This is a genomic window from Vibrio sp. D401a (genome assembly GCF_030248515.1).
GTDB classification, from domain to species: Bacteria; Pseudomonadota; Gammaproteobacteria; order Enterobacterales; family Vibrionaceae; genus Vibrio; species Vibrio rotiferianus.
Genome location: NZ_JAHGAI010000035.1, coordinates 308,963 through 322,894, shown reverse-complemented (window position 1 = coordinate 322,894; position 13,932 = coordinate 308,963). Strand labels below are relative to the sequence as shown.

The window sequence follows — 13,932 nt, the reverse complement described above, 5'->3', positions numbered from 1 at the left end:
AAATCCACGCGTGTAAATTATTTTATACGCTCATATCTAAACTCTGATTTCCGCAAGCAATTGGCCGCACTCTTCTTCATTCATAAATTTAGGCACTGGGTAGTTCCAATGCGCCTCTTTGAGAATCAAAGTCACTAACTCATCGGTGTCAGACGCTTGCAACAGTGACGACGTTTGCTCAATGCCAATCTCGTTGTACAACCCCTCCAGTCGATCGAAGAAATCTTGTGCACTAGGCACATGCCCACCTTGCGTCCCTATCAAGGCTTCACTTAGGGCGGTAAGTTGTGGCTCAATCTCAGAGAAAGAGAACCGGAGCACAGGCAGCAAAGCAAGACCATTTGCCATTCCATGAGGCAAGCCGTACTTGGCACCCAAGTTATGCGCGAATGCGTGAACGTAACCAAGACTCGCTTTGGTAAAGGCTAAACCCGCATAGTAAGACGCCATTGCCATTTTGTGTCGAGCTTGACGGTCACTGCCCTCTTCGACAGCACGAGGTAAGTATTTGAATATCAGTTTGATGGCAGCAACAGAATACGCTTTGGTTTCCGTTGTCGCGTTTCGGGAAATGTAAGCTTCTACCGCGTGTGTCAACGCATCAATACCTGTATCTGCCGTTATCTTCGCAGGCAAACCAACCAGCAAATTCGAATCTAATGCCGCCATCAAAGGCACTAGCTTCGGATCCATTAATGGGGTTTTGTGGTGGGTATCTGGTTCAGAGACCACCGCAGCAATCGTCACTTCCGACCCAGTACCCGATGTCGTCGGAATCACGAATAAAGGTGCAGGCGTCCTCCACACGCGAAACAGACCAGCGAGTTTCTTAATGGGTTTCTTGTTGGTGGCTCTAGCTGCGATGACTTTGGCACAATCCATGGCCGATCCACCGCCTAACGCTAAAATCGCATCGCACTCTGACTCGAAATACATCGCTAAACCACTCTCGACTTGATCGTAGGTGGGATCGGGTTTCACCTCAGAAAACAACACGACATCTAAACTCTTAGCTTTTGCGCTTTCCACCACCTGTTCCGCCATACCGACCTTTACCAGACCGTCATCGGTCACAAGGAGCAACTTTTTAAATCCAAGGTCAGCAATCGCTTCGGTCAGTTCATGAAGGCTACCAGGTCCCGAAAACAAGGTCGGTTTAGGCAAAGGGAGTACGTAAGCCGCCGCTTTCAGTCCATTGGTGTAACCACGATAAAGAAGGTGTTTCAGCATATCAATTCCATTTCCTTATTCAGGGCAATCCAAGCCCAACGTCGTAAACTTGAGTAATTATTCTAGTTTGCTCTAGAACTATAGCTCACAATTAAAAACTTGTGCTCATGCCACCTTTCACCGCAAACCCTCGAACAATCAACTACCATTTATATATCAAGATGTACTGGGGGGCTCATCATGAGACACGTCTTGTATTCGATGTTACTCGTTTCTTCATCTGTTTACGCTTCTTCAATGGCGAGTTTTCCTAATAACTGGGAAGACTATGTTCTTGTGAAGCGAAGTATTATTCCTGCAAGTGACGTGGTTTTACCTCCGGAAACTCCAACATTTATTCAGCAAACAGTAAAGATGTACAACTGGACCAATGGTGGGAAAGGAACCAGCCTTTCTATCTACGTCCCTCAAAAAAAACTAGAAGCATATAAAGCTCATGGCCCCTATACCGATGGCATTACAGCTGTCGCGGTGTATGAGGAGTCCAATATTATCTTTGTAACGGAACACTTGGCTGGCGAAACCTTGTATGGCTCTTTTGATAGGGAAGGTAATGACATATCAGCACAGCATCCCTCCTTGAATATCGAAGCCTGTTATCGATGCCATAATGGCTACAAAGACATATGCATCAATGGTACCTGTGCAGTACCGATTATTGATGTATTTAATGAGTGAAAGGTGTAGTGAGAAATTCAATAAGAAGTACTATATTCATCTCACATTTTCTTTTGGTTTTAGTCATGATTGGTGGTTTAAGTATCTATAACTATCAAAGCTCTATGGATACCATCATAAAAACGACTATTACATCCAGGGAACATAGTGTAGCCGCGCTGGTTAGCCATGTAAGTGATGCTGTACATGGCAACAACTACGCGAACTTATTACTTCCAGCATTAAAAGCTCAACTCAATATGCAAGGTGAGCTTAACTATCTGTACGTGTCTGGGAATTCTTCCATAAGCCAGCATCGTATGGAGATCGTCTACAGCAGAGAAATAGGCGAAGTCTGGCGTAGCCACTACCCTCCTAATTATGAATCAACACTCCAACAGCGACTCAGCCGCCTTAATTCCGTTAGAGACTCAAACCTTAGTACTCCAGACAAAGTTGATTACCTGATTAATCGGTTAGTAGATGCTAAATCAAAGTATCGCCAGAGTTTGGAGTTTAACCAAAAATACATCAAAGACCTTACGCCTTGTCGTGCAGAGGACAAGAGCCATATTGATTTTGAGAAAGGACTTATGTACGTCAAAGTACCTCTGGTAAATGGCGTATCCGGCTTTATCGAAATCTTATATGACATTGAACAAATTAATGAAATCAAACAGGCATTCATCCTAGATTTATTCAAAGAAATCGTTATCAGCTTAGCGATCTCGTATCCGCTACTACTGACTTTGTCCTATCGCCTATCTTCGCCGATTAAGCGCCTATCAAATTTCATGAAACAAAACTTTGAATCCATTTCAGTGTTGCAAGTGCCAGAAAGCCATAGAACAGATGAAATTGGCGAATTAGCAAAATCTTTTAGTCAACTGGTCGATAAGGTCACTGATAAAAACAAGCGATTAAACGAACTCACAAAACATGACCCTCTAACTGGATTGTTAAATCGCCGCTCTCTCGACTCTTCTTTCCGATTACTGAGCTATCAATCTCAAGAAGGTTATATTACATGCTTCTATATCGACATTGACCTTTTCAAAGCTTACAACGATCACTATGGTCACCTTTGTGGCGACGAAGCCTTAATGCATGTGAGCAAAGTGGTCAGTAAATTAGCCGATATCCACCATGGCTATGCTTTTAGAATGGGCGGAGAAGAGTTTGTATTGATGGTTAACCTTACCAGCCTAGAAGAGGGTGAGATTCTGGGCGAAACCCTCAGGAAAGAAGTTAAAGATCTGAACATTGAACACGCATCGCAGGCAAAAGATCGAGTGTTATCAATTTCTATTGGTGTTGCATTCTGTTCGAGCCAAGAGGGCGAATATATTGATACCTGCGTACTGCTCGATAAAGCAGATGCCGCGTTATATCAAGCCAAAGAACTTGGCAGGGATCGGGTTGTTTTCCATTCAGAAAAACAAAGGGGAACACACCGTATGCCCCCCCAATCGCTATAAATCAGATCGACTAACCAAGTTGTGAGTCAACACAATGGAAAATTTGGTGGCTGCCTTCCCCTCTTTCTAGCATTTCATAAGCCAATCTCGCCACCTCTTGGCGATAAATCAACCCATGAACCTCTTTGGGTTCGCCCAATACGCCAGTACCAGTAGCTTCACCATCTTTTAATCCTCCTGGGCGGATTATCGTGTAATCCAAATCGCTGGTTTGTAACCAAGCTTCCGCCAGTGATTTCTCACGAACGACACCACCAAAACCCGCTTTAGAACGGTCAGAAAGGTATTTCCAGCTATCACCGCAACCAAGTGACGTGACCAGAACAAAACGCTTGAGCGATGCTTTACACGCAGCATCGATAAGGTAGCGATGGCCAAGGTAATCTACCGGAATGTCTGCACGGAAACTGCCCATCGTGCTAATGATGATGTCTTCTTGATTAAGCTTTTCAACAACGCGATCAACCTCTTCAGCAACCGTAGCATCACATGCAAATGTAGACTGACAAATCGCCTTCAATTCTGGGCTTTTTTCTGGACTTCTCGCGACTCCAACCACTTCAGCACCTTTCTCTGCAAAATACTTTGCAATTGCCAATCCAAGGCCACTGCTTGCGCCCCAAACTACAACTCTATTCATCGCCACCCCTTTAATGGTAATAGTAATCAGTTACATCCAAAAACGAGATTACCTCACTTTGATATTTCATGTTCCCATTTTTATCAACCAAACTATTACCCAGTTCAAATTAATGACTTAATTCTTTAAATGAGGATAATATTTTTTATTAACACCAAGTATCATTACTGAGATAACACATATATAAATAATAATTAAAACGTCGGACAAAGTAATGAAGCAATCCCCTGCTAACTATTCACCAACAGGCTTTGAAGTAGATCTTAAACATGCGTTAATTTGGGTAGCGAGAGCACTCGATTACGTCGGTGTGGATGACACACACCACAGTCACAGAGTGGCGTATATCGCTTATAAATGTGCAATCGCGATGAAATGGGATGTTAAAAAAGCGGAGTTTTGTTACTTCGCTGGAATGATTCATGATTGTGGTGTTTCTGAGACTAAAGAGCATATGATGCTACTCGAGGAGTTGGTTCCTCAGGATGCTCAAGCGCATTGCATTAGAGGGTATCAGTCGCTAAAACAATGTAGCTTGCTCGCTCAATTTGCGACGCCTATCCTTCATCACCACACTCGTTGGCAAGACCTAGAACAATCGGATCTTTCACCATTTGAGAAAGATATCGCTGCCCTTCTCTACTTGTCTGACCGATTGGATTTTTTAAGAGCTCATTACGCTACAGACTGTCACTCTGATTTGGTGACACTGCATGAAAATATTATCGCCGAAGCCGTACTCGCGAACTCAGGAACACTATTTAACCCCGACATGTGCGAAGCGATGGTGAAACTCATCATGACAGACGGTTTCTGGTTTGCAATGGAGTCAGAAAACATCGAAACCATCGGCTTAAGTTTCGAAAATATAGATTGGTTACAAAAACAACTCACCATTGAAGACCTCAATAGCCTTGGGTTGTTTCTAGCGAAGATCGTTGATGCTAAAAGTCCTTTCACTTATCAGCATTCCCAAAAAGTTGCAGAGCTTTCAAGGTACCTAGCAAAAGAAATGGGTCTCGATGAACACCATCAAGAGATGATATTTATCGCTGGTCTAGTGCACGATATCGGAAAACTAAAAACACCCGATGAGATCCTGCATAAAGAAGGCGCGCTAGATGAAGAGGAATACACTCGAATCAAACGCCATACGATAGACACAGAGCTAGCACTTCATAAAGTGTTTCCAAACGCCAAGATAGCAGAATGGGCTTCGAATCATCATGAAAGACTGGATGGCTCTGGATATCCTTACCACAAAACGGCAGAAGAACTCGATATGCCATCAAGAATTATCGCGGTTGCTGATGTCTTCCAAGCTCTGTCCCAAGATCGCCCTTATCGAGGAAGAATGACACAAGATCAAATCGCCCAACTCATGGATGAAATGATTGATAGTCAACAACTCTGCCACGATGTTTATGGCGTCCTGACTCAACACCTAGAATACTGCTACCAGATTTCCACAGACGTGGAATAACCTCTAGCAAGAAGCAGAAGGACACGTCTAACGTGTCCTTTTCGTTTAGTGTGCGATATCTAGCTGATTGTCTTTTACACCGTTGATACGGAACCAACCCGCAATACTGAATCGCTCAGCGTTTGTCGGTAATACTTCGTGTGGGAATTGCTCAGATAAGAACACGAACAGACGACCCGAACGCGGTGGAATCGTTGCAATCTCGTTGTCGTTCAAATCGTATACCACCAACTCACCAGCATCTTCTTCGCTCCACGATTCATTCATGTAGAACACGGTCGTTAGTCGGCGGTTTTCATTGCCTTTGAAGCAATCGAGATGTTTTTGGTAGAAGTCACCTTTCTCGTATTTCGCGAAGTGCGCTTCATACTCAAACAAACCAAGGAAGAAATGACGGTTTGCTTCCAAACGAATCTCTTCCATCTTGTCTAAGAAAGACGCCACTGGCGCGCCCATATCGCGCTTCAACCATTGGATCTTGTCACTACGAATGGTTTCAATACGAGTCACGTCGTCGTTACGACCAATACGTGCTTTCTTCCAATCATCAGGAATACAGTCACGCAGCTCAGCCACTTCCTCTTGAGAAATAAAATCATCCCAGATGTAGTATCCGTGCGTCGATAACGCGTCGATCAATTTGTTCATTCTATTTTGTACACTCGTGTAGATTTGGGCGGTCTATATAAGAAATCCGTGCTACAACAACAAATTCCATTTTCTATCGACACGACAAATCCACACAAATAACAAAGTACAGACGTAAAAAAGCCGCTCTCAAGAGCGGCTCAATTTGGTTCAGTTGCTGCGTTTCAATTATCGAGTTTGAAGCGCAATAGAACGAGGTCGGATTGGACGAATTCGTTGAATCACTGGGCGTTGTTTTTTCTTAAGCTGGATATGACACATTTCCAGCACTAGACCAAACGCCATCGCGAAGTACACGTAACCTTTGTTGATGTGAATCGCAAAACCTTCTGCCATCAACAGACCACCTAGCAATACTAGGAACAGCAGTGCAAGGGTCTTAAAGCCCGGGTAACGCGTCACTAGGTTGTTGATTTTCTCCGCCGTCAACACCATCACAATCGCTGACGAAATGATCGCCGCCACCATGATTGGTACTTCGCTCGTTAGACCAACCGCAGTGATCACCGAGTCCATCGAGAACACAGCATCAACGGCAACGATCTGCAGAAGAACCACAGCAAGGCCAGTACGGACATGGGTCGAATGACCGTGTTCAGTGTGTGTTAACCAACTCCACAGCTCTTTCAAGCTTTTCGCCAGTAGGAACGCACCACCCGCAATCATAATCAAATCACGACCGGTAAACGCGTAGCCGCTGAAGCTGATTAATGGCTGGGTAAGCTGCATGATCCAAGAGATCGAGAACACCAAAACAATACGCGCCATAACCGCTAGGCCAATACCTAGATTTCGAGCAAGTTTACGCTGGTGTTGTGGTAATCGTTCACACAGAACGGAGATAAATACGACGTTATCAACGCCTAAGACAACTTCAAGAGCAAACAAGGTAGCGAAGATAGCCCACGCTTCTGGTTGCATGAAAAGTTCTAACATGAGTACGCCTCCTGTGATTGGAAGCCATACAGTGAATTGTTCAGTCGACTAAAGGGGTCGTCCATTAAGTTTATTTAAACCTCTGTTACTTAGGAAAGTTGAGTTAATCACCTCTCCTATTCGTTCGCAATCCCCTATTTTGTCAGGGTTGTGTCAGCCATCTTTCGTACTCTAAAGGTTATTACCTTCGTTCACCCCATCAGGTGCCTAGTTGAGCCAAACTATTGCATCGAGCACGAATTGAAACGCCTTATTTTTCGTGCTTCAACAATCGTAAAAAAATGTTTCACAATAATATTTTGATATACTGAGAAAAATCACACGAGTTAGGGTCTGTTGACCTTTTGTGATGATTTTTGCAGCAGTTTGTAGATGTTTTATACAAGGCAGAGGCTTTGATATGTAGCTATTCTACCTGATAAGCCGATAACGCAGTAGAAAGCACCTACAAACGCTGCCCAAAGGGTTCGGCTAAAAGCGTTTTATTCTTTGTTGAGTCAATTTTACATAGAGCCACTAGGCTTCAATCGACTCGCCGCGACTAAAACGCTTTTATCTCGAACAAAATTTAACCACGAAAGATAAACAGACCCTAGTCTTACGAATGGATTACATAACACTCTCACGCATTAGCCTTAAACACCTTACCGTATTGCACATGCTGCTCACGACCCACAGCGTGACTCAAGCAGCGGAACAACTTTGCGTGACCCCTTCTAGCGTGAGTAAAACGCTCAGCCAATTGCGCGACATTCTAAAAGACGACCTTTTTTACCGCGATGGCACTCGTTTAGTCCCAACGCCATTTGCTTTGAACATCGGCCCTTCCGTACACGGCATTCTTTCCAGCATGAACGGTTTGCTCTACCAAGGTTCGTTTAGTCCTGCGTATTACGAAGGTCGCTTCTCTTTGGCGATGCGCGAAAGCACCTTTGAGATCTTCGCACCGATGTTACGAAACCTATCTCAACAGATGGGCAGCCGAGCGCAATTGAACGTCTATGCAAAAGAGCAGATGAGTTTTGATTCTCTGATCCGTGGGCAAGTGGATTTTATGATTCTGCCCCACGACATTAGCCAACCACCAACGCACAATAAGGACTTGGTATGGCAGACAATTCTAGAAGATGAAATGATCTGTTTAATGGGCAGTAATAACCCGTTAGTGACGGAAGAACTCTCAGTAGAGAACTACCTGTGTGCGAGACACATTGGCATTCACGATAAAGACTTATCCCAACCTTATTTTGAACAGAACTTAACTCAGCGTTATGCCAAGCGCAGCATCGCGATGCACGTAGCAGACTTTGGATCCGCAGCGGTAATGTGCCACCACTCTGATTATCTGTTTACCTGCTCTAAGCTCTGGGCGCGAGTGGCATTACAAGCGAAGGGGTTAGTGGAGAGATCTCTTCCATTCGAATATGGACAAGTAGCGTACAGTTTGGTGTGGAATAAAGCGAGTCTGAACGATCCCGCTTTAAGATGGCTACAACAACAAGTGCTTAAGGCATGTGAAACCTTGGGGGTATGCAGCAAGCCCAGAGTGAATAAGCTCTAAGCTCATTTACCTTGCTTTACTACACGTAGACCGATGGCATGGTCATTGGTCTGCTAACAAATTGACTTAACTGAGTGTGGAAGCGTTCCATTTCATCCTGAGAACACCTCTCCCACTCTAAAGCTTCACCCGTTACACCATGATGTTGAAAGGCATTCAAACGGATGTTGACCGATTCTGGCAACGATTGCAGATAATGCCCCACCGTTGCAACTTCCGTATCTAAATCGCTTTTACCCGGAATATGAAGCAAACGCACTTCATTCAACTTGCCTGCTTGCGCTAAATACTGAATGGTTTGGAATACACGGTGGTTATCTCGCCCGACCAGCCAGCGATGCGTTTCGCTTTGCCACGATTTAAGGTCAATCATCGCGCCATCCATGTACGGTAAGACTCTTCCCCAACCTGCGGTGGATAAAGAACCATTGCTATCGATGAAACAAGTGAGATGCTGCAATTCAGGATCGTGTTTGATGCCTTTAAACAGCGCAATAATAAAAGGAAGCTGTAAGGTAGATTCCCCACCGGATACCGTCACACCGCTAATGAAATAACGCTGTTTTCGTATCAAATCGAGCATTGCTTCCACAGAGTAGTCAGTAATTTTTGGATTAGATTGGTACTGACATACCTCTATACAACGGTCGCAGTGGGTGCACTCCTCTTTAAGCCAAACAACGTTGTTGTTTTCGTCGAACTTCAATGCGCCTGCCGGACACTCACTCACACAATCGCCACAATGATTGCAGTGATTGATGGTGTGCGGGTTGTGGCAGTTGATGCACTGATAGTTACAACCCTGTAGAAAGATGACTAGACGGTTTCCCGGTCCATCAACACAAGAGAACGGAAGGATACGAGTTACCTTAGCCAAGAGGTGTTCCGATCGTCTAGCCATCTTATTCTTATCCGTCACCAATTACTTAGCGTAAGTCGGTGACATTTCGTGGCTCACCACACGTGGTGAACGCTCTAAAATACCGGTGTTCTTCGCCGCTTCTGCACCTAGGAATGTGGTATTGGTACGTGAACCTTCTGCATCGTATTTTGCGATATCAGACAGTTTCACCATGTAACCCGTTACGCGAACCAAGTCGTTTGACGCAACGTTTGCCGTGAACTCACGGTAACCTGCATTCAATGCGCCTTTACATAGGTTGAACATCGCTTCTGGGTTTGATTTCACCGTTTCGTCGATGGTTAGAATGTCGCTGATACCAGAACGGTAGTACTGGTGATGCCCTGCCGTTGCCTGCACGTAAGACACTGGATCTGGTTCGTTGCCGTAAGGAATACGAACGCCTGGTGTTACATCCAAATCAAGACTGATGCCACCTTGCGCGTGCAGTAACGCTTTGCCTTCTAGGCCAAACTTCACTGGTGTGCTTTCTACCAAGTCAGACAACTTTGCTGAGATCGCATGACCTAGCTCGTTTGCGGGTGCATCTTGGCCATAACGGCTTGCATTGCCCTCTTTCTCTAGCAATACGTTTACCGCTTCTGCCATGCCGTAGATGCCATACATTGGCGCAAAGCGAGACTCTTCAATCAAACCTTCTTGTGTTAGGAAACCTTTAAAAAACTCTGACTTCTCATGCAGGTGTGAAGCGCGTGCGTCCATCAACTCAACCATCAAACCATGGTATTCCGGCAGTACGTTGTTGAAGAAGTCTTCACGATTATCTGCACGGTTTGCTGCTTCTTTCAGGTTCATGCGCACTAGCGTGTTTGAACCACCAGCCAATGGCAGAGAGTTGTAGCAGCTCACGATTCCAAAGCGGCCACCTTCATACGCGTTCGCGTGCATCGGATAGTTCGCGATGTGTGGCTTGCTGCACTCACAGATGTTTTGTGTCGCTTGTTTTAATAGGTCATCTGGCGTTACCGCCTCGTCGTACATGAAGGTTAGGTTTGGCGCGATCTGTTTTAGCTCTGCGTCTACTTTCAAAATCGTACGACAAATGATGTTGTCCGTCGGACCAATGTTCACGTGCATGAAAGCATCTGGCAATGTGCGATCCAGCATGATCCAAAAGTGCTTTAACTTTTTGTAGATTTGCTCGTCAGTGAGGTCACCAACGTAAGGCATTAGCACATCATCAAGTTGACCAAGGTAAACCGGAATGTTGGTTACCGAAGGCACGTGATGGTAAATGATGGTCAACATGTTGATCGCATCATCAAAATCTTCTGCTGGAGCTAACTCCAAGTATTCAGAACCTTGAGAAAGAAATTTTGCGTAGTCTGGCAAAACATAGCGCGGCTTAAACGGCGCGTGACCTTCAAACATGTCACATATGACGCCTTGCTGCATTGCTTGGCTTACCTCGTCAGAGACGGTCATATATGGAATAGTGGCTTCGGCTTCCAAAGCAAGAAAGTTCGATTTCTGTTTTGGAGACAAGTTACTATCTGTCGCGATAGCAAGGAAACGCTGCTGAAGATCGGAAAGGCTTTGAGTCATCTAAGATGTTCCTGGAGAAAATACAACGAATACGCCCTTTCAAATGATTTACTCATTTCAGAGTATTGTTTGAAAGGACATGTTGAATTCTACGCCTCAGAGATCTTTTCCACTAATGAAAAAAACCAAAATGCTAATTTCCATTTTGGAAATAATGTTTTGCTAATTTAGTCTAAGTTTTAATAAGTTAGCGAAATAATTATCAATTCAGCTACGATGCGCAGTCGACAGCATCACGCCCGCGCTGATGAAGACGCCCCCAGTCAGACGATTGAACAACTTCGCTCGTCCTTTCGCAAACAGCCAATCCGATGTTCTCACACCTAGCAAGCCATAGAAGGTCAGCCAACTCAGTTCGAACACCACAAAGGTACTGGCAAAGACAATATATTGAGTGAATAACGATGCAGATGGGTCAATAAATTGAGGAAACAGCGCGGTAAAGAAAACAATGGCTTTTGGGTTGCTCGAACCAACAATAAAACCGCTAGTAAATGCGCTTAAGTAATTTGAAGAAGATTGCTCTGGTTGCGCTTGTGAAAAATCGGTTTGCTTCGAGCGCAATGCTTGGATACCAAGCCAAACAAGATAGGCAGCACCACACCATTTAATGATGTTAAATACCAGCTCTGAAGAGGCGATGACAACGCCAAGTCCGGTAAAAGATAGGGTAAGAATAATGGTAATTGCCGTCAGGCTGCCAAGGGCGGTCGCAAAGGCATGGCGAAATCCATTACTGACACCTTTGCTCAAACAAAGTAGCGAACTAGGGCCAGGAGAGGCAGTCAGGACAAGTATAGCGAGGGTGTAGTAGATCCAAGTATCGAGTTGCATTGGCGCTCCTTTCCAATGTGTAGATGGGTGTATAAATCGCGTAGCCTATTTGCCTTTCTCAACGTTTCTATCCATGAAACGCAATGATAGAAAGACACCACACTATTGTGTGTCATAACTGAACAAACTCGAAGTCAATCGAGCTCCTAAATAAAAGTTCTGAGTAAGAAGTCTAAGCAAGAAGCCAGCGTAAAAGCGCCTCTGTTTATCTCCCCCCTAACCCACTTTAAGCTGTTTAGTTATGCAACCAACATACTGGTAATATGCAACCATGTAAAGTGATTACTTATTCGACAACATCACTCACAGATCGCATCAAATAAGCAGTCACTGTACGTTAGTCATAGAAAGGTTTTGGATCCACTTCTAACGATGATGGTGCAACAGCCTTCTCAACCGAGTGTGGACTGTTCTTTAAATCCACCATCGCAACGTCAATATAACGCTTGTATTTACGCGAGTAGAAACACTTCACGATTGGTTTAAGCGGCTGAGATTCGTTGGATGTCCACACAATACCAACTCGACCATCACTCAATTGCACGATCGAACCCACAGGGTATACGCCAATGCAATTGATAAACTTATACACCAGATCAGGATCAAGGTGGGATGGCGTCAAACTCAATAGGATTTTGAACGCTTCTGCCGAGCTCATACCCTTTTTGTAAACGCGATCTGCCGTCAATGCATCGTAAATATCCACAATACAGCTCATGCGACCATGCATCGGGATTTGGTCGCCAGATAAACCACGCGGGTAACCATTACCATCAAGCTTCTCGTGATGCATTAAACACACATCACGACTGACGTCACTCAACCCTTTCACACCAAGAATAATTTCTCCCGCAAAGACTTGGTGCAGCTTCATGTGCTCAAACTCTTCTGGGGTTAGGCGGGCTGGTTTATGTAAAACCGCGTCATCAACTTTGATTTTGCCAACATCATGAATGATGCCACCAATCGCTAGTTGTTTGAGCGTCTCTTTGTTCAAACCTAAATGCTTACCGAATGTCACTAGTAAACAAGCAACATTGACAGAGTGTTCGAGTAAGTAAGTGTCTTTCTGGCGGAGGGCTGATACACATTGAAGCGCATCAGAGTCGATAAAGACACTCTCGATCATATCATCGGCCCACGATTCAATCTCGTCGACTTCAATGACCTTACCCTCAAACGTTTGGTTTAGGAGCTTCTGAGCTAAACCTTTAGCTTCTGCAATAAGCTTTTTCGCGCGTTTGTGCTGCGCTTCTCTAGTGCGAAAAGCACGAGGGACTTTAGTTTGCTCTTCTACTGGTGATAATTCTTCAGACTCAGCAGCAACGGGTTTAAACACACAAGCACTCGAAGATAACTTTTGATCAACCCAAACAAACTTGACGCCACTTGCTTTTAGTTTCTCGATACCCTGTTGCGTCGACACTCGTCCAGCGTTGGCGAGGTTTACACGTTTATTTTGCTCTATAGCAGTCACAAACATACCAACACCCATGTCTGCAATTGCTATTTTTATCGAATCTTCTGGGTTGTACTGCATAAATCAAAGAATCTGTTTTCTAGATAATTTACTTATTATATGACATCGGACCATTCCCCGTCATAATAAATTAACGCGCACTAAGCTTATTGAGACTTGAGTCAATAATAGCGCGCTTTCACCACACGAAAATTAAGGATAACACTTGCTCATTTTGCCACCATTTAATTTAGTAACGTTATAATTTGATAACCAAATCAATAACCACTTCAAATTATTAGTATTTGAGGTTGACTATCATATTTAAATCAACATGATTGATACTAAGAGTTTCGAAATTTCAGTCTGTTGCATTATTTTTAGATTTGTTTGCGTAAACGCAATGACACATTAGATTGATAATTATATAACTACTATTTAAAGCACATAGAGTTAAAGGATAAACTCACTAATCATGTTGAATCGATTGTTCTCCCTAGATCATCACGCCGAGATAGCATTTTCTACAAGAGCGATAG

The 13,932-nt window shown here is 44.2% G+C and carries 12 protein-coding genes; 4 read left to right on the top strand and 8 right to left on the bottom strand.

Annotation, left to right across the window (positions count from 1 at the left end; all coding sequences use genetic code 11):
* Positions 1-36: 36 nt before the first annotated feature.
* Positions 37-1,230 carry an iron-containing alcohol dehydrogenase gene (locus tag KIV41_RS15465; protein WP_285336959.1) on the bottom strand — a complete coding sequence of 398 codons (1,194 nt, stop codon included), beginning with the start codon at positions 1,228-1,230 and terminating at the stop codon, positions 37-39.
* Positions 1,231-1,410: 180 nt separating this feature from the next.
* Here KIV41_RS15465 and KIV41_RS15460 point away from each other — a divergent pair, with 180 nt between their 5' ends.
* On the top strand, positions 1,411-1,908 hold the full coding sequence (locus tag KIV41_RS15460; protein ID WP_285336958.1) for a hypothetical protein: 498 nt from the start codon (positions 1,411-1,413) through the stop codon (positions 1,906-1,908).
* A gap of 65 nt (positions 1,909-1,973) precedes the next feature.
* On the top strand, positions 1,974-3,365 hold the full coding sequence (locus KIV41_RS15455) for a diguanylate cyclase domain-containing protein (protein ID WP_285336957.1): 1,392 nt from the start codon (positions 1,974-1,976) through the stop codon (positions 3,363-3,365).
* A gap of 10 nt (positions 3,366-3,375) precedes the next feature.
* Here KIV41_RS15455 and KIV41_RS15450 read toward each other — a convergent pair whose 3' ends face one another.
* Positions 3,376-4,005 (bottom strand): SDR family NAD(P)-dependent oxidoreductase, encoded by a 630-nt coding sequence (locus tag KIV41_RS15450; RefSeq protein WP_282064135.1) that lies wholly within the window; start codon positions 4,003-4,005, stop codon positions 3,376-3,378.
* Positions 4,006-4,219: 214 nt separating this feature from the next.
* On the opposite strand from KIV41_RS15450, the gene KIV41_RS15445 reads away from it, so the two are divergent.
* Positions 4,220-5,488 (top strand): HD-GYP domain-containing protein, encoded by a 1,269-nt coding sequence (locus tag KIV41_RS15445; RefSeq protein ID WP_285336956.1) that lies wholly within the window; start codon positions 4,220-4,222, stop codon positions 5,486-5,488.
* A gap of 45 nt (positions 5,489-5,533) precedes the next feature.
* Here KIV41_RS15445 and KIV41_RS15440 read toward each other — a convergent pair whose 3' ends face one another.
* Positions 5,534-6,136: a 2OG-Fe(II) oxygenase gene (locus KIV41_RS15440; protein WP_010447697.1), complete on the bottom strand. Its 603-nt coding sequence runs from the start codon at positions 6,134-6,136 to the stop codon at positions 5,534-5,536.
* Positions 6,137-6,304: 168 nt separating this feature from the next.
* Positions 6,305-7,072, bottom strand: coding sequence for a TerC family protein (locus KIV41_RS15435; protein WP_010447695.1), 768 nt, complete (start codon positions 7,070-7,072; stop codon positions 6,305-6,307).
* Between the two features lie 604 nt (positions 7,073-7,676).
* Here KIV41_RS15435 and KIV41_RS15430 point away from each other — a divergent pair.
* Positions 7,677-8,633, top strand: coding sequence for a LysR family transcriptional regulator (locus KIV41_RS15430; RefSeq protein ID WP_252041938.1), 957 nt, complete (start codon positions 7,677-7,679; stop codon positions 8,631-8,633).
* Between the two features lie 19 nt (positions 8,634-8,652).
* On the opposite strand, the gene KIV41_RS15425 is transcribed toward KIV41_RS15430, so the two are convergent.
* The 4 genes from KIV41_RS15425 to KIV41_RS15410 all read right to left on the bottom strand — a co-directional run bounded on the left by KIV41_RS15425 (position 8,653) and on the right by KIV41_RS15410 (position 13,474).
* A complete protein-coding gene (locus tag KIV41_RS15425) occupies positions 8,653-9,534 on the bottom strand; it encodes a YjjW family glycine radical enzyme activase (protein WP_285336955.1) in 882 nt (293 codons plus the stop codon).
* Positions 9,535-9,555: 21 nt separating this feature from the next.
* On the bottom strand, positions 9,556-11,100 hold the full coding sequence (locus KIV41_RS15420; protein WP_252041935.1) for a YjjI family glycine radical enzyme: 1,545 nt from the start codon (positions 11,098-11,100) through the stop codon (positions 9,556-9,558).
* 207 nt (positions 11,101-11,307) lie between these two features.
* Complete coding sequence (locus KIV41_RS15415) at positions 11,308-11,934, bottom strand: LysE family translocator (protein WP_010447688.1); 627 nt, start codon at positions 11,932-11,934, stop codon at positions 11,308-11,310.
* Positions 11,935-12,271: 337 nt separating this feature from the next.
* On the bottom strand, positions 12,272-13,474 hold the full coding sequence (locus KIV41_RS15410; RefSeq protein ID WP_071235505.1) for an HD-GYP domain-containing protein: 1,203 nt from the start codon (positions 13,472-13,474) through the stop codon (positions 12,272-12,274).
* Between the last annotated feature and the right edge of the window lie 458 nt (positions 13,475-13,932).